Origin of the sequence: Sphingomonas flavida (genome assembly GCF_036663655.1) — a bacterium.
Lineage (GTDB): Bacteria > Pseudomonadota > Alphaproteobacteria > Sphingomonadales > Sphingomonadaceae > Sphingomonas.
Genome location: NZ_JAXOJH010000004.1, coordinates 115,542 through 136,155, shown reverse-complemented (window position 1 = coordinate 136,155; position 20,614 = coordinate 115,542). Strand labels below are relative to the sequence as shown.

The following is a 20,614-nucleotide window of genomic DNA, read 5'->3' as shown; positions in this document are numbered from 1 at the left end:
ACCTCTGCTGCACCGCGAAGAAACCCCGAACGCGCCCGCCCTCTTGGCGAAGGCGGGTCTTTGCCGCTATCGGGCGGGCATGAAGCATGCTCTGACCGTCACCCGCGACGCGGATTTCTCCGCCTGGTATCAGTCCGTCATCGCCGAGGGCGATCTGGCCGAGGAGTCCGGCGTCCGTGGCTGCATGGTCATCCGCCCCTGGGGCTATGGCATCTGGGAGCGTATCCAGCGGCTGCTCGACGATCGCATCAAGGCGACGGGGCATGAGAATTGCTATTTCCCGCTGTTCATCCCGCTCAGCTATTTCGAGAAGGAGGCCGAGCATGTCGACGGCTTCGCCAAGGAGATGGCGGTCGTCACGCATCACCGGCTGATCGCGGACGGCAAGGGCGGCCTGGTCCCCGATCCCGAGGCGAAGCTGGAAGAGCCCTTGGTCGTGCGGCCGACCTCGGAGACGGTGATCGGCACCGCCTTTGCCCGTTGGGTCCAGTCGTGGCGCGACCTGCCGGTGCTGATCAACCAGTGGGCCAATGTCGTCCGCTGGGAAATGCGCACCCGCATGTTCCTGCGCACCGCCGAGTTTTTGTGGCAGGAGGGGCATACCGCCCATGCCACGGTGGACGAGGCGCGGGCCGAGACGCTGCAGATGCTGGAGGTCTATCGCAGCTTCGCCGAGGATTGCCTGGGCGTGCATGTGATCGCGGGCGAAAAGCCCGAGAATGAGCGCTTCCCCGGTGCAGTCTCGACCTATTCGATCGAGGCGATGATGCAGGACGGCAAGGCGCTGCAAACCGCGACCAGCCATTTCCTGGGCGACAATTTCGCCAAGGCGCAGAATATCCGCTTCCAGAACGCCGAGGGCGGGCTGGATTATGCGCAGACGACCAGCTGGGGCATGACCACGCGCACGATCGGCGCGATGATCATGGTCCACGGCGACGATGACGGCATGCGCGTGCCGCCCAAGGTCGCGCCGTGGCAGGTGGTGATCGTGCCGATGCTGCGCGACCAGCCCGAGGACGAGGCGCTGCTTAGCTATTGCCGCGATCTGCAAAAGGAACTGGTGGGTGGGGCCGCGCTGGGCGAGCCGATCCGCGCCATGGTCGATGCGCGCGCGCAAAAGGCCGCCAACAAGCGCTGGAGCTGGGTCAAGAAGGGCGCACCGGTCGTCATCGAGGTCGGCGGCCGCGACATGGCGGGCGGCAACGTCTCGGTCATCCGCCGCGACCGGCTGTACCGCGCGGACGGCAAGCTCGACTCGGTCGTGCAGCCGCGCGGTGATTTCGTGAGCGGCGTCGCCGACCTGCTCGCCGACATCCAGGGCGAACTGCATCGCCAGTCGGCCGAGCGGCTGAAGGCGCAGATCGTACCCGTCGACGACTGGGCGAGCGTCGAGGCGCATTTCGCGGACGGCATCAAGAACCCCGGCTGGGTCGATGTCCGCTGGGCCAAGCCGACGGGCGACGAACTGGCGCAGGTGGTCGAGAAGCTGAAGGCCCTGAAGCTGACGATCCGCAATGCGCCGATGGGGCAGACGGGCTGCGATGACGGGCCCTGCATCTTCACCGGCCGTGAAGCGGTGGAGCGCGTGCTGATCGGTCGGGCGTACTAAGCAAACTCCCCCTCCCGCAGGCGGGAGGGGGTTGGGGGGGAGGGAAGGCCACAAGCGGCGGTCTCCGTGAGACGCCATGCCCTCCCCAAACCCCTCCCGCCTGCGGGAGGGGCTTAAGAGTTCACCAATCCCGCCCAGGGCAAATCCGGCCCGGCCGGCACGATGCCGGTCGGGTTCAACTCCAAATGGCTGGCATAGTAATGCGTCTTGATGTGATCGAGATGCACCGTGTCCGCGATCGCCGGGATCGCCAGCATCCGCTCGAGCAAGCCCTCCAGCGCCGGATAATCCTGCACTCGCCGCACATTGCATTTGAAATGCCCGTGATAGACCGCATCGAAGCGAACGAGCGTGGTGAACAGGCGGATATCCGCCTCGGTCATCCGGTCGCCGACCAGCCATTCGCGCCCCGTCAGCCGTTCCTCCAGCGTATCCAGTTCGGCAAATAGCGGCCCGACCGCTTCGTCATAGGCGTCCTGGCTTTGGGCGAAGCCGCATTTATAGACGCCGTTGTTTACCCGGTCATAGACGGTCGCGTTCACCGCATCGATCTCGTCGCGATGCTCTGGCGGATAATAATCGCCCTCCCGCGCGCCGAGCCCGTCGAACGCGGTGTTGAACATGCGGATGATCTCGGCCGATTCGTTGCTGACGATCGTGTCGCGTTGCTTGTCCCACAGGACCGGCACCGTCACCTTGCCGCTATAACCGTCGCGCGCGCGGGCATAGAGCTGCCACAGATAGTCCGAGCGGTGCAGGGGATCACCGGTGCCGCCATGCGTCGTGGCGAAGGTCCAGCCATTCTCGCGCATCAGCGGATCGACCACCGACAGGTCGATCATCGACTCCAGGCCTTTGAGTGCGCGGACGATCATCGTGCGGTGCGCCCACGGGCAGGCATAGGAAACATAGAGGTGATAGCGGCCCGGCTCGGCACGGTGGCCGGTCCGGCCTTCGGGGCCGGGCTCCCCATCCGCCGTCACCCAGTCGCGGAAACCGGAATCGGGGCGTTTGAAGCTGCCCTTCTCGTCCGACTTGAAAAGACCATCGGCGTGCCAGACGCCGTCCACCATATTGCCCATGCTTGATCCTCCTATGGGGGGAGGTACGCATGGGGGTGGGGGAGCGATCCCACTTTTCCGCCCCTGCAAGGGGAGGGGGAGCGGTGGTGGTGGGGGCGGGCCGCTAACGACGTCCGTTGCCGAAGCCCCCCTCCGTCAGCGCTGGCGCGCTGCCACCTCCCCGTACCGGGGAGGATTTACCGCCGCTTGCCGTTGTGGCGGATGTTCGCGGGCCGCCCGCGCCGTTTCAGCACCCGGCGCGGCTCGGGCTTGGCGCCCTTGCCGTCGGGCAGCTCGAAGCGCAGCGCCCCCGACACCGGATTCGCCTCGGCCAGACGCAGCGGCAGGCGCTGGCCCAGCTTGTAGATCTCCCGTGTCTTCTCGCCGAGCAGTTGCTGCGAGCCTTCGTCATAATGGAAGTAATCGCCGCCCAGGTCGCGGATCGGCATCAGGCCGTCGCCGCCCACGCCGTCGACGGTGGCGAAGAAGCCGAAATTGGTGACGCCGGTGATCCGCGTCTCGACCACCTGCCCGACATGCTCGGAGAGATAGGCCGCGACATAGCGGTCGATCGTCTCGCGCTCCGCCTCCATCGCGCGGCGTTCCATCTGGCTGATCGCAGTGCCCAGCCGCTCCATCTCGTCCCCCTCGGGCAGAAGGCCGCCTTCGCCCAGCTTGTATGCACCGACCAAGGCACGGTGGACGACGAGGTCGGCATAGCGCCGGATCGGCGAGGTGAAATGCGCATAAGAGCCCAGCGACAGGCCGAAATGCCCCTGATTGACCGGCGCGTAATAGGCCTGGGTCTGTGACCGCAGGATCTGCTCCATCACCTGCGGCTTGAACTCCGCATCGCCGATCTTGTCGATGATCCGGTTGAAGGTCGCCGGACGGATCACCTGTCCCATGGCGAAGGGAATGTCGAAGGTTTCGAGATAGTCCTTCAGTGCGACCAGCTTGGTGCGGCTGGGCACCTCATGGACGCGGTACATGACCGGGGCCTTCTTTGCCTCCAGCGCCTTGGCGGCGGCGACGTTGGCGGCGATCATGTAATCCTCGATCAGCCGGTGCGCATCCAGCCGCGCGCGTGGCGCGACCGACAGGATGCGGCCATTCTGGTCGAGCACCACCCGGCGTTCGGGCAGGTCGAGGTCGAGCGGCTCGCGATCGTCGCGCGCCTTGGCGAGTGCGGCCCAGCAATCCCAGAGCGGGCGCAGCGCGGTGTCGGTCAACGGGTGCGACAATTCGCCGTCGATGGCGGCCTGCGCATCCTCATAGGCGATGTTCGCCGCCAGCCGCACGACCGCGCGGGTGAAGCGGAACCCCTTGAGCTTCCCGTCCCTCGTGACCTGAAGGTGGCAGGCGAGCGCGGCGCGGTCCTCCCCCTCCTTCAGCGAACAGACATCCGCCGACAGGATTTCGGGCAGCATCGGCACGACCCGGTCGGGGAAATAGACCGAGTTGCCCCGCCGCCGCGCATCCTTGTCGATCGCCGAGCCGGGGCGGACATAGAAGCTGACATCGGCGATGGCGACGATGGCGCGCCATCCTTCCGGATTGGCCGGGTCGTCGTCGGGCGCGGCCCAGACCGCATCGTCATGGTCGCGCGCATCGACCGGATCGATCGCGACGATCGGCAGGTCGCGCAGGTCCTCGCGGTCGTCGCCCAGCGGCTGGCGCGCGACCCGCTCTGCTTCTTCGAGCGTTTCGGGCTGGAAGCGGTCGGGAATCTCGAACTTGTGGATCGCGATCAGCGAGAAGCTGCGCGGGGCGAAGGGGTCGCCCAACCGCTCGACCACCTTCGCGGTGATGCGCGGCGGACGGCCCGCCTTTTCGGCCAGCACCAGGTCGCCCGCCTCGGCATCGCCGGTGTCCGACACCAGCATCTCGCGCCGGTCCTTCTTGTCGACGGAGGTCAGCCAGAAGCGCCCCGCCTCCTCACGCAGCACGCCCAGCACCTGTTCGGAGGCGGGCGCGATCGTCTTCATGACATGCGCGATCCAGCCGCCGCCCGCTTCTTCGGTCCGCGCCAGCACCCGCTGGCCGATGCCGAGCGACCCGCGCTTGCGCTCGCGGATGCGCAGGCGGGGGATGGGGATGCCGTCCGCTTCCCAATGCTCGGGCTGGCCCCAGACATTGCCGCCGTCATCGACATCGACGATGCGCAGCACCGTCACCTTGGGCAGTCCGCCCATCTTGTGGAAGGCGCGACCCGGCGCGCTGTCGATCAGCCCTTCGTCTGCCATGTCCTTGAGCAGCGCCTTCAACCCGATCTTCTCCTGCGCGGACAGACCGAAAGCCCGCGCGATCTCGCGCTTGCCTGCCGGCTGGTCCGACTGTTCGATGAAGGCGAGGATTTGCTCACGGGTCGGCAGACCCGGCTGGGGTTTTTTCATGGGGGAGAGATAGGGGGTAGGGCGGGCGGCGTCACCCCTACAATCCTCCCCGGTACGGGGAGGGGGACCAGCAAAGCTGGTGGAGGGGGTGCTCCACACGGCGAACCCTATCAGGCGATCCCCCTCCACCACCGCTTCGCGGCGGTCCCCTCCCCTTGCAGGGGAGGATTGCGTCGCACGTCTTATCATGATCCAATGTAATACCAGTATGGCGTAGCGGGACGGGCAGAGCATGATGACTTTATGGGCTTCGGCCGCGATCCTGGCGGCGGCTCCTGCCACGCAGGCCGATCTGGACCGGCTCGCGGCCACGCTCGGCTATCGCTACACCATCCTGACCAACCGGCCTGCGTCCTGCCCGACCGGCACTGCGCGTTGTTTCGAGGCGGACATCGCCATCGCAGTGCCGTCGGACGCGCCCGCCCTGCCGGTCGAAATCCGCTACAGCCTGGTCAATCCGGTGTTGAAGGTCGACAGTGAAACCTTCGACAATCGCACGATCAACGGCGACCTGAACGTCCTGACGCTGAAGCCCGGCCGGTCGTTGACGCCGGGGCAGGTCTATCATGTGAAGCTGACCGGGCTGGGCGCGTTCTTCTCGCGCAACCATATGATGCCCAACGCGACGCTGGCGGTGGCGGGACTTGCGCCGCGCGTGATCGCCGCGACCCGGACCGGGACAGACGCCGAGACGGGGCTGGAAACCTTGCCCTTCGTGGCCCCCATGACCGACGAGGCGGCGCTGGCCCGCAGCGCGCCCGACGACCAGACCATGTGGCGCACGCCCGAGCGCGCCTTTGCCCTCTATGCCGAGCGCGGCGCGGCGACGCCGGTCGATGTGGCGATCCTGCCCCGGCCGGCGAAGGTCACGCGCCCGGTCGGTGCGCCGCTCGATCTGTCCAGGGGTTTGCGGGTCACCACCGACGGCTTTGCCCGCGCCGCCATCGCGCCCGCACTGGCCGGATTGCCGGTGGGTACGGTGCCGCTGACCATCCGCAGGCAGGCCGGGATCGCGGCGGAGGGGTATCGCCTGACCATCGGCCAGGGCGGCGTGACCATCGCGGCGGCGGATGCGGCGGGGGCGTCCTATGCTTTGCGCTCGCTGGCGCAGCAGATGGCGGCGGAGGGCACGACGCTCCGCCCGCTGATCGTCGAGGATGCGCCGCGCTACGGCTTTCGCGGGCTGCATATCGACCTGGCGCGTAACTTCCACAGCAAGGCCGAAATCCTGAAGCTGGTCGAGCAGATGGCGGTGTACAAGCTCAACACACTCCACCTGCATCTGGGCGATGACGAGGGCTGGCGGTTGCAGATCGCGAGCCTGCCCGAGCTGACCGAGGTGGGGGCCTATCGCTGTGCCGACCTGACCGAGAAGACCTGCCTTTCGCCGCAGCTTGGCGCGGACCCGTCCAGGGAGGCGCCGACCAACGGCTATCTGAGCGCCGCCGACTATTCGGAAATCCTGCGCGCCGCCGCCGCACGGCATATCGACGTCATCCCTTCCTTCGACATGCCGGGCCATTCGCGTGCCGCGATCCGTTCTATGGAAGTGCGCTACGACCGGCTGATGGCGAAGGGTGACAAGGCGGGGGCCGAGCGTTTCCGGCTGGTCGAGCCCGGCGACACCACCCGCTATTCCAGCGTCCAGCATTATGACGACAACACGCTGAACGTGTGTATCGACAGCACCTATCGCTTCATCGACGCGGTGATCGACGACATCGCGGCCCTGCACAGGGCGGCGGGGGTGCCGCTGACCACCTATCATATCGGTGCGGACGAGACCGCCGGGGCCTGGGTCCAGTCGCCCGCCTGCAAGGTGATGATGGCGAAAACGGACATGCAGCCCAGGCAGCTGGGGGCGTATTTCATCGAACGGATTTCGGCCGACCTCGCCAAGCGCGGCATCGCGGTCGCGGGGTGGAGCGACGGGCTGGGCCATACCGACCCGGCCAGGATGCCGCCCAAGGTCCAGACCAATATCTGGAGCAACCTGCACGCAGGGGGCGTGGCCGAGGCGCATGGCCAAGCCAATCGCGGGTGGAAGACGGTGCTGTCGATCCCCGATCTCGGCTATTTCGACATGCCCTATGCCGCCGATCCGAACGAAACCGGCTATGACTGGGCCTCGCGCGGGGTGGACAGCTTCCAGGTGTTCGGCTTCATGCCGGGCAATCTGGCCGCCAATGCCGCGCTGATCCCCGATATCCTGGCCCAGCCCAAGGCGATCGCCGACGCCGTACCGCTTCAGCCCGGTCGCAGCATCGCCGGAATCCAGGCGCAGTTGTGGAGCGAGACGGTGCGGCGCGACACCCAGGTCGATTACATGCTGTTCCCCCGCCTGCTGGCGCTGGCCGAACGCGCCTGGAGCAAACCGGACTGGGAGCCCGCTTATGCCGCCGGGACGGGCTATGCGCCGAACGATCCGCGCGTTGACCGCGCCCGACTGCTGACCGGATGGCAGGATTTTGCGGGCCGCATGGGCGTGCAGATGCGCCTGCTCGACCGGGCGGGCGTGACCTATCGCCTGGCCCCGCCGGGCGCGCGGATCGCGAACGGCAGGCTGGAGGCCAATGCCGAGTTTTCCGGCACACCGATCGAGTATCGCACCGGCGGCACGGCATGGCGGCGCTATGACGGGCCGGTGGCGGTGACGGGGGCGGTCGAGCTTCGCACCCGCACCCCCGATGGCCGCCGCGCCAGCCGGACGGTTACGGTTTCGCCGTAACCGCGATCAGGCCGGGCGCATCGGCGATGAACCGGTCGAGCACACCATCGGCGATCTTGATCGGCCCGTCGAAGCGCACCGCCCCCTTGATGCTCTGCACGGCGGCGGCCTGCGCGGCGATCCGCCTGGCATCGGCGAAATAGCGCGCCGCAGCGGCATTGCCGTGGTCGGCGGCGTCGAGCCCGGCGGCGGTCTGTCCGAGCGCGCGGCCCCAGAGCTGCATCGCCTCCAGCCACGGGGCCGCCTGTTCGGCAAAGGCCGGATCGACCACGCCCGCGCGGATGATGTCGGGCGCATCGGCCAGTGCATCGGCCTTGGCGTGCAACGCCGCCAGCGCCGCCCGGCGTTCGCTCTCGTCGCCATTGGCCAGCGCCTCGCGCACATGGTCGAGCAGCGCCTTCAGCCTGGGGGCCTGTTCCTGCCAGGGCTGGCTGCCGAAGGTGGGAGCCAGATGCTGGGTATCGAACAGCTCCAGCAGCGCGGCCGTCGCACGGGGCTCGCCCCCCGCCAGATCGCGTGCGGCATAGTGCCAGGTGCGGTCGGCATCATAACCCTTGTCGTTCCAGCCGAACGCCAGCACGCCCGTGACCGCGACCCGGCTGGGCGCTTCCTGGTTCATCGGGTTGGACAGGATACCGGTCAGCTCGGACGACAGCCCCGCCTCGCGCTTGGCATAGGGCGCGAGCAGCAGCCGCCCGGCCGAACTGGCATAGTCGTTGACCGGATAATTGTCCCACAGCAGCGTCTTGCGACCGAACGCCTTGGTCGCAGCCTTGGCATCGGGGATCGAGATGGCGGGGGGCACGACGTCGGTGCCGGTCCACTGCACGACGATGCGCGGGTTCAGATTGGCGCGGAGAGCGGCCTTATAGGGGCTTTCCTTGGCATCATAATATTCGGTCGGCACCATGATCAGCGGGCGCGAGGCAGGGTCCTGTTTCAGCAGGTCGGCCTGTACCGCATTCAGCAGCTTCGACTGGGCGACCCCGGCGGCCTGCGCACCCGAGGGGCCGAACGCGGCCTTGTCCGCCTCGCAATTCCACTTCTGATATTCGATGTCGTCGAGTGCGACATAGAAGCTGTGCACGCCGATCCCGCGCAAGGCCGCGAATTTGCGAAGCAGCGCCTGCTCGTCCGCCGGGTCGGAGAAGCAGATGCTCGGCCCCGGCGAGATGGCGTAGACGAAATCGACATGGTTCGCCTTGGCGCGCGCGGCCAGCGTCCCCAGCGCGTCCAGCGTCGCGGCGGGATAGGCCTCGCGCCACTTGTCGCGGGCGAAGGGATCGTCCTTGGGACTGTAAACATAGGTGTTGGCCTTCATCTGGCCGAGGAAGTCCAGATGCTTGGTGCGGTCAGTCATCGACCAGGGCTTGCCGTAGAAACCCTCGATCGTGCCGCGGATCGGCATGGCGGGATGGTCGCTGATGGTCAGCGCGGGGATGGCCTTGCGGGTCAGCAATTGGCGCAGGGTCTGCGCGGCGTGGAACAGGCCGTCCGCGTCATGCCCCGCCAGCGTGATGAGGCCGCCGGTCCCCGAGGCGAGGGCGGTCAGCGTATAGCCCTCGCGGGCGTCATCGGCGCTGGCCTTGCTGCGTGACAGGGCTTCGCGGACCAGCGCGGCGCTGTCCGGGCCGATCACGATGGTCGGGCGGTCGAACGAGGCGGGCAGTCGCGTGGCCGTGGCGATCTCGGTGATACCGGCGCGGGTCAGCAGGTCGCGGACCAGCGTGGCGGTCTCCGGCTCGGTGCCGGGCGCGACGATCAGCGTGACGGCACGGCCGAGCGGGACTTCGCCGGTGCCGAGTGTCATCGTGGCGGGGGCAGGGAAGATGGCGGGGAGGGTAACGGGGTTCGCCTGCACCGCCGGGGCCAGCATCGCCAAGGCGATCGCCGCGCCCGTCCATCTGTTTGCCGCCCGCGTCATCCTCGATCTCCGGTATTTAACTGGTATTGTCGAAGCCTAGGGGAGAGGGTGGCGGCCTGCAAGCACCATTAGGGTCGGCATTTCAGTGGTTTGGGGAGAAATGAAGCGTGGCCTTCGACTTCGTCCAGGCTGAGCCGGGCGAAGGTGAGGGATTTCGCACGGACCTCCGTCCAGCCTGAGCGAAGTCGAAGGCCCGGGGAATCCCTCCCGCCAATGGTATTAAACCGGGCCTATCAATCGTGAAACTGAAGGCTCGCCAACCGCGCATAGAGCCCACCACCCGCGATCAGTTGCGCATGTCGTCCCTGCTCGACGATCCGCCCGCCATCCATCACCACGATCCGCTCGGCCGCGCGTACGGTCGCTAGCCGGTGCGCGATGACCAGCGTGGTCCGGTTCGCCATCAGCCTTTCCAGCGCCTGCTGGACCAGCTGCTCGCTCTCGGCATCCAGCGCGCTTGTCGCCTCGTCGAGCAACAGGATCGGCGCGTCGCGCAACAGTGCACGGGCGATGGTGATCCGCTGGCGCTGCCCCCCCGACAGGCGCGCGCCCCCTTCACCCAGGAAGGTGTCCAGTCCCTGCGGCAGCGCGCGCAGGAATTCGGCGGCGTTGGCGGCTTCGGCGGCGGCCCAGAGTTCGTCGTCACTCGCCTCCCACCGGCCATAGCGCAAATTGTCGCGGGCCGAGGCGCCGAAGATCACCGTTTCCTGCGGCACCATCGCGATGCGCGCCCGGATCGCCGCCGGATCGGCATCGCGCAAGCTCACCCCGTCGAGCGAGATATTGCCCGATTGCGGATCGTAGAAGCGCTCGGCCAGCTGGAACAGCGTCGACTTGCCAGCGCCCGAAGGGCCGACCACCGCCACCGTCTCACCGGGCCGGATGTCGAGCGAGAAGTCGCTCAGCGCCGCGACCTCGGGCCGGGTCGGATAGTGGAACACCACATTGTCGAACCGCAGCGCGCCCATCGGGATGACCGGCAGGACGGCGGGGGCAGGCGGCGGGGCGATTTCCGGCTCTTCGGCCAGCAGTTCCGCCAGACGCTGCGCCGCGCCCGACGCGCGCAGTATGTCGCCCCACACCTCGGTCAGCGCCTGGAACGAGCCCGCCACCAGCATCCCCGTCACGACGAAGGCGGTCAGCGATCCGCCCGACAGCCGTCCGCTGGCGACGTCGGCCACGGCTTCCCACAGCAGGAGCGTCAGCCCGCCGAAGAACAGGCCGATCACCATCGCGGTCATCACCGCGCGCAGCAGGAAGCGCTTGCGCGAGGTGGCGAAGCCGTTGCTGACCGCCAGCTCGAACCGTTCCGCCTCGCGGCGTTCCTGCCCAAAGGCCTGGACGACCTTCATCGCCCCCAGCGTCTCGACCGCCGTCGCGCCGATGTCGGCAAGCCGGTCCTGGCTGTCGCGCGAATAGCTGCGCACCCGCTTGCCCAGGATCACGATCGGCAGGACGATCAGCGGGATGCACACCAGCAGCGACAGGGTCAGCTTGGGCGACAGCGCGAACAGATAGATCGTGCCACCGATCCCGATCACCGTGTTGCGCAATGCGATCGACACGGTCGAGCCGACCACCTGCTCGATGATCGCGGTGTCGGCGGTCAGGCGGCTGGCAATCTCGGAAGGGCGATTCTCCTCGAAATAGCGCGGCGCCAGGCGAAGCAGATTGGCCTGCACCGCGATCCGGATATCCGCGACCGTCCGCTCGCCCAGCCACGACACGAAATAGAAACGGAAGGCGGTGGCGATCGCCAGCACGACGACGACCGCCAGCAGCCCCTGGAAATAGGGCGCGATATCGCCGGTATCGGTGACGTTGCCGAAACCGTGGTCGATCACCTTCTGGAAGGTGCGCGGGATGAACAGGGTCGCGAGTGCCGCGACCGCCAGCGACAGGGCGGCGGCGGCCAGATGCCCCGGATAGCGCAGCGTGTAGCGCCAGACCATCTTCAGGTTGCTGAGGCGGCGGCTGGCCGGAACGGAGGGTTCGGCGGATTTGCGGGACGCGGCGGATCTGGCCATGCCGGGGGCCTAGCAGCGTGGCGGCATCCGCTCAACGCCGGGCAGGGCCCTGGACGCATCGTTTGGGCGCATTGGTGCGTTCTCCTGCTGACATGGCCGGCATCACCCCGTCATCGATGGCGCACTATGACCGATCGGCCATATTCTGGTCATCATGCGCAAACGGTTTCGTGGTAGATGGACGGCGATCATGGCTCCGTCCGGCGGAGCGCAGGGGAATCGACGATGCTGTACGACGCCTATGAAATGCAACGCTCGATGCTGGCGGGGGCCAGCGCCTTGGCCAATTTCGGCGCCGGGCTGCTCCAGAACCCGGCCAACCCCTTCGCCTATCTGGGTGGCGGCGCGATCATGGGATCGGCGCTGGAGGTCTTCGCCCACGCCGCCGCCCCGCGCGGCAAGCCCGCTTTCGGCCTGACCAAGACCGAGATCGACGGGCGTGAGGTGGCGGTCCATGAGGAGATCGTGCTCCGCAAGCCCTTCGGCCAGTTGAAGCGTTTCCGCCGCGAAGGCGTGGAGGACAGCCCCAAGCTGTTGATCGTCGCGCCCATGTCGGGCCATTATGCCACGCTGCTGCGCGGCACCGTGCAGCGGATGCTGCCGTCCTGCGAGGTGTACATCACCGACTGGCGCGACGCGAAGCTGGTGCCGCTGTCCGAGGGGCGTTTCACCTTCGACGATTATGTCGATTACATCATCGACTTCCTGACGGAAATCGGGCCTGGCGCGCATGCGCTGGCGGTGTGCCAGCCGTCGGTGCCCTGCTATGTCGCGGCCTGCGTCATGAGCGCCGACAAGCATCCCTGCACGCCGCGCACCCTGACCCTGATGGGCGGCCCGGTCGACACGCGCGAGGCACCGACGGCGGTGAACCTGCTCGCGACCGAGCGCCCCCATGCCTGGTTCGAGCAGAATGCGATCGCGACCGTGCCGATGACCTATCCGGGTGCGGGTCGGCGGGTCTATCCGGGCTTTCTCCAGCTGGCCGGATTCATGTCGATGAACCTGGGCAATCACATGATTTCGCACTGGGAGATGTTCAAGCATCTGGTCCAGGGCGACGGGGAGAGCGCCGACTCGACCAAGCGTTTCTACGACGAATATCGCGCGGTGTGCGACATGACGGCGGAATTCTACCTCCAGACCGTCGAGCTGGTGTTCCAGCGCCACGCCCTGCCCAAGGGCGAGATGTACCATCACGGCAAGCATGTCGATCCGGGTGCGATCACCGATATCGGCATCCTGGCGATCGAGGGCGAGCGCGACGATATCTCCGGCCTGGGCCAGACCCGCGCCGCGCTGACGCTGGCGACCAACCTGTCGGATGAGAAGAAGCGGTATTTCATGGCCGAGAAGGTTGGCCATTACGGCATCTTCAACGGATCCAAATGGCGCAACCGCATCGCGCCGGTGGTCGAGGAGTGGATCAAGGCCAACGGGTGAAGACGGCTTCCATCCTCCGTTCAGCCTGAGCGAAGTCGAAGGCCACGCGATGCCCGCAGCCAAGAGTGTGTGGCGAAAGCTTTCCCTTGGCCTTCGACTTCGTTCAGGCTGAACGGGCTTTGAAGGTATAGGGAAACGCCCGGAAGCCATGGCCTCCGGGCGTTTCGCATTCCGGTTTTCGCGATTTACGCGACCGAGCCGACCACCGCGTGGCTGGAGGACTCGTCCGAACGGATCGTGCCGCCGAACAGCATTTTCACCCGGCCCGACAGCGAAATGTCGGTTTCCCACAGCTCGGCCGAGCTGATGTCGAAGCGCAGCAGCGTCAGGTTGGGGTCCGACTTGCCCTGCGGAAACCAGGCCTCGACCTGATTGCTCCAGAGCTTATCGATCTGTGCGCGGTCATTGTCGACCGAGACGCGGCCTGCCAGGCACGCGAAGAAGTCGTGTCCCTTGCCAACGAACTGCGCCATCGCCTCGCCACCGCCCGCGATGCGGTTGTCGCGGCCTGCGAAGAAGAACAGCGTGTTGGGCTGATCGTCGTCGATCTGCGCGGTCATCGGTTCGGAATGCTGGCCGTCGTTCAGGCCGATCATGACGAACGGGCTGCTCTTCAGCTTGTCGAGGAACTTGGCGGCGATTTCCTGGGGGCTGTCGTCGGCCATCATGGCTCTCCTGTTCTTGGGGTTTGATTGGAAGAACGATGAGAGGGCCAGGATGGTTGCGGCGGTCCGCTCTTGTAGAATGGCTTTCTACAAGAGCGGCGCCTGTCACCAAATCAGCCGCTTGGTCAGAAGGGGTGGGCACGGCCTTGGTGCCGCGCTGTTACACAAAGGACCTTCTGATGACGATCAACGCGATCCTACAATTTCTACGCATCCTGCTTCAATTTGCGGAGTTGATCCTCCAAATCGTGGAAATGGTTCACTAGTGACATGCCGGCTGGGACTCGGGTAGCAGCCTGAGCCCCAGGGCTGTGAGCCTAGACTGCGGCAACGGTCAGGTGCACAGGAATGGCGGATGTCCGTCGCCCATCATGTCATACCAAATGTGAGAGTTAATCTCCAAACCGGATTGCCACGCCTCACCTCGTATCAAACGATACCCATTCCCCCAATTTCCCGCTAAGCGCTGGTCCATCACAGCATCGTAATGCGGTTCGCGGCGCACCTCGGTCGCGCCGGGCCGCTCGACCGGAACCTGGACCTATGACCTCTGCCGTTACCGCCGACGCGCGTAAGACCATGAAATCGCTGTATCGCGCGCCCGAGCCCGATGTTCTGAAGCCGTTGCTCGACCGCGCCGCCGCCACGCCGGAAGCGCGCGAGCGGATCATGGGCCATGCCTCGGGCCTGCTCGCCGATCTGCGCGCTGCGCAGAATCGCGGCTGGGTGAACCAGTTCCTCCAGGAATATCGCCTCAATTCGTCCGAGGGCGTGGCGCTGCTCAGCCTGGCCGAGGCGTTCCTGCGCGTGCCCGATCCCGAGACCGCCGACCTGCTGATCGCCGACAAGTTGGGCGAGGCGGACTGGCGCGCGCATACCGGGCGCTCGGCGTCGAAGCTGGTCAACTCCGCCACCTGGGGCCTGGTCGTCGGCCGCGCGCTGGTGGGCGAGGGCGAGGCGGGGCCGCTCAAGCGGCTGTTGTCGCGCGCGGGCGAGCCGTTCGTGCGTCAGGCGGTCGGCGCCGCGATGCGGATGATGGGCGAGATCTTCGTGATGGGCCGCACCATCGAGGAAGCGATGCGCCGCATGAAGAAGCCCGAGAACAAGGGTTTCACCGCCAGCTTCGACATGCTGGGCGAGGCGGCGCGGACGCATGAGGATGCGGAGCGCTATTTCGACGCCTATGTGAAGGCGATCGACGCGGTCGGTTCCGACCCGGCGGCGGGCCATTCGATTTCGGTCAAGCTGTCGGCGCTGCACCCGCGCTACGAACTGCCGCGCGCCTATGAATGCGTGCCCGCGCTGACCGACATGCTGGCGCAGCTGGCGCGGCAGGCGGCGGACAAGGGCATTGCCCTCACCGTCGATGCCGAGGAGTCCGAGCGGCTGGAGATGAGCCTGGACATCATCGGCGGTGTCGCGGCGCTCCCGGCGCTGAAGGGTTGGGACGGGTTCGGCATGGCGGTGCAGGCCTATGGCAAGCGCGCCCGTGCGGTCATCGCCTGGGCCAATGGCCTCGACCGGATCATGAACGTGCGTCTGGTCAAGGGCGCCTATTGGGACAGCGAGATCAAGCGTACCCAGGTCGAGGGGCTGGCCGACTATCCGCTGTTCACCCGCAAGGCGGCGACCGACGTGTCCTATCTGGCGGTGGCCAAGGACATGCTGGCGGCGGAGAATATCCGCCCCGCCTTTGCCAGCCACAATGCGCTGACCGTCGCGACCATTTTGGAATGGGCGGGCAACAGCCATGACTTCGAGTTCCAGCGGCTGCACGGCATGGGCGACGGCCTGTACGAGCGGCTGGTGCGTGAGCATGGCCGTAAGTGCCGCATCTATGCGCCGGTCGGCGGGCATCGCGACCTGCTGGCCTATCTGGTCCGCCGGTTGCTGGAGAATGGCGCGAACTCCAGCTTCGTGCACCAGCTCGCCGATGCGCGGCTGACCGAGGCGGAGATCCTCGCCGATCCGGTCGCCAAGATCGCCGCCGTGGGCGGTGCACGCCACCCGAGCATCCCGCTGCCCGTCGAGCTGTTCGCGCCGGGCCATCGCAACTCGTCCGGCATCGACCTCAGCGATATCGCGACGCTGGACGCGACGGTGAAGGCGGTCAATGCGCCCGCCGTGACGCCTGTGGCCGCCACGGCGGACGTGGCCTCGCTCGTCGCCCGCGCCCATGCGGCGTTTCCGGCGTGGAACGCGACGCCGCTCGACACCCGTGCGAACATCCTGGAAAAGCTGGCCGACCTGCTGGAGCAGGATCGCGAGCGGCTGATGGCGATCCTGGTGCAGGAGGCGTTCAAGACCATTCCCGACGCCATCGGCGAGGTGCGCGAGGCCGCCGATTTCTGTCGCTATTATGCGCAGCAGGCGCGCGCGCGGCTTGGCTCGGTGGAGTTGCCGGGGCCGACGGGTGAGCGCAACACGCTGCACCTCGAAGGGCGTGGTGTCTGGGCGACGGTCGCACCGTGGAACTTCCCGCTGGCGATCTTCCTCGGCCAGACGGTGGCGGCGCTGGTCACCGGCAACACCGTCATCGCCAAGCCCGCGCCGCAGACGCCCGCCATCGCGGCGGCGGCGGTCGAGCTGGCGTACCGGGCGGGCGTGCCGCGCGACGCGCTGCTGCTCGCGGTCGGTGGGCCGGATGTGGGCCAGGCGCTGACCGAGGATCACCGCATCGCGGGCGTCGCCTTCACCGGATCGACCGCCACCGCCAAGCGGATCGCACGGACCCTTGTGGCCGATGACGACCGCCCGATCGTACCGCTGATTGCCGAGACCGGCGGCATCAACGCGATGATCGTCGACTCGACCGCTTTGCCGGAACAGGTGGTGGCGGACGTCATCACCTCGTCCTTCCGTTCGGCGGGGCAGCGTTGCTCGGCGTTGCGGCTGCTGCTGGTGCAGGCCGATGTCGCGGACAATGTCATCGCCATGCTGAAGGGCGCGATGGAGACGCTGGTGCTGGGCCCCACGGGCAATCCGGCGACCGATGTCGGCCCCGTGATCGACCAAGCGGCCTATGACAAGCTGATGGCGTACCGCGCCGAGATGGTGACGCAGACGATCAAGACGCTCGACACGCCTGCCGAGGGCCTGTTCGTGCCGCCGACGCTGATCCGGCTCGACCGCGTGGAGGACCTGACCCAGGAATGGTTCGGCCCGATCCTGCATGTCGCGACATGGGAAGCGGGCACGCTGTCCGAGACGATCGCGAAGGTGAACGCCAAGGGTTACGGCCTGACCATGGGCCTGCACAGCCGCATCGCGCGCGCGGGTGAAGTGGCCGAGGCGGAAGCGGCAGTCGGCAATCTGTACATCAACCGCTCGATGATCGGCGCGGTCGTGGGCAGCCAGCCGTTCGGCGGCGAGGGCCTGTCGGGCACCGGGCCCAAGGCGGGTGGGCCGCACTATCTGTACCGCTTCTGCGCCGAGCGCGCGGTGTCGGTCGACACGACCTCGGCGGGCGGCAACGCCACGCTGTTGTCGCTGGACGAAGGCGGGATCTGACGATTATCCTCCCTCGTCCGCCACGGGAGGGCGGGCGAGGGGGGAATGATGAATTTGCGGGGAACGCGCGCCATTGCGATGGCGCTGATGCTGGCGGTCGGGGGCTGGTCGTGTGGGGCCATTGCCGCCGATCCGACGCCGGCGGCGAACAATGCCGAGGCGCAGATCAACGCCTTCGAACAGGGACTGCACAAGCAGACCGGCGATGTCGTGGTCGGTCCGGCCAAGGCGACGCTGCATCTGGGCGACCGTTATTATTTCCTTCCGGCCGAAGACGCCAAGAAGGTGCTGACCCAGATTTGGGGCAACCCGGCCGATGCGGTCAGCGATGTACTGGGCCTCGTCCTGCCGACCGGAACCACGGCGTCGGACAATGTCTGGGGTGCGGTCGTGACCTATGAGGACACCGGCTTTGTCAGCGACAAGGACGCCCACGCACAGGATTACGACAAGGTCTTGTCCGACATGCGCGAGGGGGCGGCGGAACGGAACGAGGAGCGCCGCAAGCAGGGCTTTTCGACGGTCCAGATCGTCGGTTGGGCGCAACCGCCCTCCTATAATGCGCAGGATCATTCGCTGGTGTGGGCGCGACAGCTGAAATTCGGCGACAGCAAGGGGCCGGATTCGCTCAATTATGATGTGCGCCTGCTCGGGCGGCGCGGTGTACTGAGCCTCAACATGGTATCCGACATGGCGCATCTGGACGAGGTGCGTGCGGCGGCGGCGCAATTCGGTCGCGCGGCCAGCTTCGACCGGGGCGAGGCCTATGCCGACTATGATGCCTCGACTGATAAGACCGCCGAATATGGCCTGGCGGGGCTGGTCGCGGCGGGGGCGGGCGTGGCGGCGGCCAAGAAGCTGGGCCTGCTTGCGATCGTGCTGGGCTTCGGCAAGAAATTCATCGCGCTGATCGTCGTGGCCGGGCTGGCCGTGGTCCGCTGGGGGAAGCGCCTGCTGGGCCGCAAGGAAGAGCAACCGGTCGAGTCCTTAGAGGAGGCTCCGCTTGAAAAGCCCGCCGGGGATCAGCCCCCGGCGGTGTGATGCACCTCGACCGGCTGGACCTGCGGATAGGGCATGACCAGCGTTCCGTCGGGCGCGGCGGTGTAGGTCGTCTGGGTGGGGTAGGGGATGGAAATCCCCTCCGCCGCGAACCGCTTCATCAGCGTGACCAGCACCCTGTTGCGCGTGGCGTGGGCGGTGGTCCAGTCGTCGCCGGGCACGTCGAACTGCAACACGAAATCCAGGCTCGACGCACCGAAGCTCTCAAAGCTCGACCGGGCGACCTTGCCGCCTTCGGCCTCGACGATCTCGGTCAGCATCTGCGGCACGCGGGCCAGCGTTTCGGGCGGGGTTTCATAGGCGACGCCGATGGTCAGCGACAGGCGGATATGGTGGCGCACCGTCTGGTTCTGGATTTCCTTGTCCAGCAGGTTGCGGTTGGAGATGATGCGCAACTCGCCGGTAAAGGCGCGGATGCGGGTCGACTTCAGGCCGATCGCCTCGATGATGCCGGTCGTATTGTCATAGGCGATCTTGTCGCCACGCCGGAACGGCCGGTCGAAGATGATGGCGAGCGCGGCGAACAGGTCGCCAAAGATGCCCTGCGCCGCCAGGCCGATGGCGATGCCGCCGACGCCCAGACCCGCGACCAGGCCCGTGACGTTGACGCCCAGATTGTCGAGAACCACGACCAGCGCGACCGCGAACAGCACCGCGGTCACCAGCAAACGGATCAGCCCCATGGCCGATAGCAGGGCTTCGCCCGAATAATGCTCCGACTGGGTGCGATGCTCGATCGCGCCCAGGATCAGTTCGCGCGCCCAGATCGCCGCCTGGAAGGTGGTGGCGATGGTGAACAGGAAGCTGATCGTCTTGGCGACCTCGCCCGGCGCGCCCGCATAGCCGGACACGAGTTGCGCCGCGAGGGTGACGATGAAGAACAGGTTGGTGCGCGCGATGGCATGGCCCAGGATCACGCCCCAGCCGCCCGCGAAAGAGGGGCGGCTGCACAGCCGGTCCCCCAGCCTGCGCACCCATAGCAGCGCCAGCACGATCACCGCGCCGAAGCCGATCGCGATCAGTACCTTCAGCCAGTAATCCTGCACCCATTGATAGGTGGCGTTGACGATGTCCCCGACCTGGTCGGGGATGCGGGAGCCGTCGAAGATCGGCGCCTTGGGCGAGGATTTCGCCATGGGGACTCCTTGGAATTCGGGGCGGTCAGGCCGCCTTGGTGGCCGGGGTTCCGGCTTCGAGAAATGCGATCAGCCCGCATTCGACGCGGGAAAGCCCGGAGCGGGCACGGGGCAGGCGCAGCGTCTTGCGAAACGCTGCCTGGCCCTCTTTGACGAGCGCGATCAGCGAAGGGTGGACATAGGATTTGCGCGCGATGGCGGGGGTGTTGCCGAGCTTCTCGACCACCGGTTCCAGCATCGCTTTCAGGCTGAGGTCCGCCTCGGCCAGTGCCAGCGCTTCGAACGCGGCGACGCTGGCGGCCCAGGTGCGGAAATGCTTGGCGGTGAAGTCGCATCCCGTCGCCTCGCGGATATAGGCGTTGACGTCCGACGAGGAGACGGGGTTCGCCTCGCCGTCCTCGCCTACCCAGGCGAAGAGATGCTGTTCGTCCAGGTCCTGGCAGCGCTTCACGAAGCTGGCGAGCGAACGGTCGGTCAGGGTCAGGTCGCGCATCTTGCCCGACTTACCTCGATAGCGCAGGCGCAGCGTCGTGCCTTTCACCTGGCCGTGCCGCTTGCGAAGCGTGGTCGCGCCGAAACTCTTGTTGCTTGCGGCATAGGCTTCGTTGCCGACGCGAAGATGGCCGTTGTCGAGCAACCGGACGACGGCGGCGACCGCACGGTCCTTGCACAGGCCACGTTTCTTCAGGTCCGCCTCGACGCGCTTGCGAAGCCGGGGCAGGGCATGGCCGAACGCGGCGCAGCGTTCATATTTGGCGGCGTCCTGGGCCTCGCGGAAATCGGTGTGATAGCGATATTGCTTGCGGCCCTTCTCGTCCCAGCCGACCGCCTGGATATGGCCGTTGGCGCGCGGGCAGAACCAGGCGTCCTTATAGGCGGGGGGCAGACCGATGCCGTTCAGCCGGTCGATCTCTTGCGGCTCGGTGATCCGCTCGCCCTTGGCATCCCAATAGGCCCATTTGCCCCGAACCTTGGTCCGGGTGATGCCGGGTTTGCTGTCATCGCAATAGACTAGACGGGTGGCCATCGCTCTCTCTCAGGTCATCTTTGCAA

At 66.8% G+C, this 20,614-nt stretch carries 12 protein-coding genes; 5 read left to right on the top strand and 7 right to left on the bottom strand.

The window, feature by feature from the left end; translation table 11 throughout:
- The first annotated feature begins 79 nt into the window (after positions 1–79).
- The gene (gene proS, locus U1703_RS06290; RefSeq protein WP_332785025.1) at positions 80–1,612 is read left to right on the top strand and encodes a proline--tRNA ligase; all 1,533 of its coding nucleotides are present in this window, start codon (positions 80–82) and stop codon (positions 1,610–1,612) included.
- 113 nt (positions 1,613–1,725) lie between these two features.
- Here the strand turns inward: proS and U1703_RS06285 are convergent, their stop codons facing one another.
- Positions 1,726–2,694 carry a glutathione S-transferase family protein gene (locus tag U1703_RS06285; RefSeq protein ID WP_332785024.1) on the bottom strand — a complete coding sequence of 323 codons (969 nt, stop codon included), beginning with the start codon at positions 2,692–2,694 and terminating at the stop codon, positions 1,726–1,728.
- 176 nt (positions 2,695–2,870) lie between these two features.
- Entirely contained in the window at positions 2,871–5,069 is a 2,199-nt protein-coding gene (gene rnr / locus U1703_RS06280) for a ribonuclease R (protein ID WP_332785023.1), read from the bottom strand.
- Between the two features lie 232 nt (positions 5,070–5,301).
- On the opposite strand from rnr, the gene U1703_RS06275 reads away from it, so the two are divergent.
- Positions 5,302–7,797, top strand: a complete 2,496-nt coding sequence (locus tag U1703_RS06275; RefSeq protein ID WP_332785022.1) for a family 20 glycosylhydrolase — start codon at positions 5,302–5,304, stop codon at positions 7,795–7,797.
- Here U1703_RS06275 and U1703_RS06270 read toward each other — a convergent pair.
- Both U1703_RS06270 and U1703_RS06265 read right to left on the bottom strand, forming a co-directional pair.
- A complete protein-coding gene (locus U1703_RS06270; RefSeq protein ID WP_332785021.1) occupies positions 7,781–9,721 on the bottom strand; it encodes a glycoside hydrolase family 84 protein in 1,941 nt (646 codons plus the stop codon). The two genes, U1703_RS06275 and U1703_RS06270, sit on opposite strands and share 17 nt — an antisense overlap.
- A 233-nt stretch (positions 9,722–9,954) precedes the next feature.
- Positions 9,955–11,748, bottom strand: coding sequence for an ABC transporter transmembrane domain-containing protein (locus U1703_RS06265; RefSeq protein ID WP_320453443.1), 1,794 nt, complete (start codon positions 11,746–11,748; stop codon positions 9,955–9,957).
- 225 nt (positions 11,749–11,973) lie between these two features.
- Between U1703_RS06265 and U1703_RS06260 the strand changes: the two genes are divergently transcribed.
- Complete coding sequence (locus U1703_RS06260; RefSeq protein WP_320453444.1) at positions 11,974–13,191, top strand: polyhydroxyalkanoate depolymerase; 1,218 nt, start codon at positions 11,974–11,976, stop codon at positions 13,189–13,191.
- A gap of 185 nt (positions 13,192–13,376) precedes the next feature.
- Here U1703_RS06260 and U1703_RS06255 read toward each other — a convergent pair whose 3' ends face one another.
- Positions 13,377–13,856, bottom strand: coding sequence for a pyridoxamine 5'-phosphate oxidase family protein (locus U1703_RS06255; RefSeq protein WP_332785020.1), 480 nt, complete (start codon positions 13,854–13,856; stop codon positions 13,377–13,379).
- 579 nt (positions 13,857–14,435) lie between these two features.
- Here U1703_RS06255 and U1703_RS06250 point away from each other — a divergent pair.
- Positions 14,436–17,366: an L-glutamate gamma-semialdehyde dehydrogenase gene (locus U1703_RS06250; RefSeq protein ID WP_332785019.1), complete on the top strand. Its 2,931-nt coding sequence runs from the start codon at positions 14,436–14,438 to the stop codon at positions 17,364–17,366.
- A gap of 48 nt (positions 17,367–17,414) precedes the next feature.
- Positions 17,415–18,407, top strand: a complete 993-nt coding sequence (locus tag U1703_RS06245) for a DUF2167 domain-containing protein (protein ID WP_332785018.1) — start codon at positions 17,415–17,417, stop codon at positions 18,405–18,407.
- On the opposite strand, the gene U1703_RS06240 is transcribed toward U1703_RS06245, so the two are convergent.
- Both U1703_RS06240 and U1703_RS06235 read right to left on the bottom strand, forming a co-directional pair.
- Positions 18,389–19,561 carry a mechanosensitive ion channel family protein gene (locus U1703_RS06240; RefSeq protein ID WP_332785017.1) on the bottom strand — a complete coding sequence of 391 codons (1,173 nt, stop codon included), beginning with the start codon at positions 19,559–19,561 and terminating at the stop codon, positions 18,389–18,391. The two genes, U1703_RS06245 and U1703_RS06240, sit on opposite strands and share 19 nt — an antisense overlap.
- 25 nt (positions 19,562–19,586) lie before the next feature.
- The gene (locus U1703_RS06235; RefSeq protein ID WP_332785016.1) at positions 19,587–20,588 is read right to left on the bottom strand and encodes a DNA topoisomerase IB; all 1,002 of its coding nucleotides are present in this window, start codon (positions 20,586–20,588) and stop codon (positions 19,587–19,589) included.
- Positions 20,589–20,614: the final 26 nt, after the last annotated feature.

Bases quoted from the DNA above. Each gene is read 5' to 3' on its own strand.
- proS (WP_332785025.1), top strand. From the start codon at position 80: ATGAAGCATGCTCTGACCGTCACCCGCGACGCGGATTTCTCCGCCTGG.
- U1703_RS06285 (WP_332785024.1), bottom strand. From the start codon at position 2,694: ATGGGCAATATGGTGGACGGCGTCTGGCACGCCGATGGTCTTTTCAAG.
- rnr (WP_332785023.1), bottom strand. From the start codon at position 5,069: ATGAAAAAACCCCAGCCGGGTCTGCCGACCCGTGAGCAAATCCTCGCC.
- U1703_RS06275 (WP_332785022.1), top strand. From the start codon at position 5,302: ATGATGACTTTATGGGCTTCGGCCGCGATCCTGGCGGCGGCTCCTGCC.
- U1703_RS06270 (WP_332785021.1), bottom strand. From the start codon at position 9,721: ATGACGCGGGCGGCAAACAGATGGACGGGCGCGGCGATCGCCTTGGCG.
- U1703_RS06265 (WP_320453443.1), bottom strand. From the start codon at position 11,748: ATGGCCAGATCCGCCGCGTCCCGCAAATCCGCCGAACCCTCCGTTCCG.
- U1703_RS06260 (WP_320453444.1), top strand. From the start codon at position 11,974: ATGCTGTACGACGCCTATGAAATGCAACGCTCGATGCTGGCGGGGGCC.
- U1703_RS06255 (WP_332785020.1), bottom strand. From the start codon at position 13,856: ATGGCCGACGACAGCCCCCAGGAAATCGCCGCCAAGTTCCTCGACAAG.
- U1703_RS06250 (WP_332785019.1), top strand. From the start codon at position 14,436: ATGAAATCGCTGTATCGCGCGCCCGAGCCCGATGTTCTGAAGCCGTTG.
- U1703_RS06245 (WP_332785018.1), top strand. From the start codon at position 17,415: ATGAATTTGCGGGGAACGCGCGCCATTGCGATGGCGCTGATGCTGGCG.
- U1703_RS06240 (WP_332785017.1), bottom strand. From the start codon at position 19,561: ATGGCGAAATCCTCGCCCAAGGCGCCGATCTTCGACGGCTCCCGCATC.
- U1703_RS06235 (WP_332785016.1), bottom strand. From the start codon at position 20,588: ATGGCCACCCGTCTAGTCTATTGCGATGACAGCAAACCCGGCATCACC.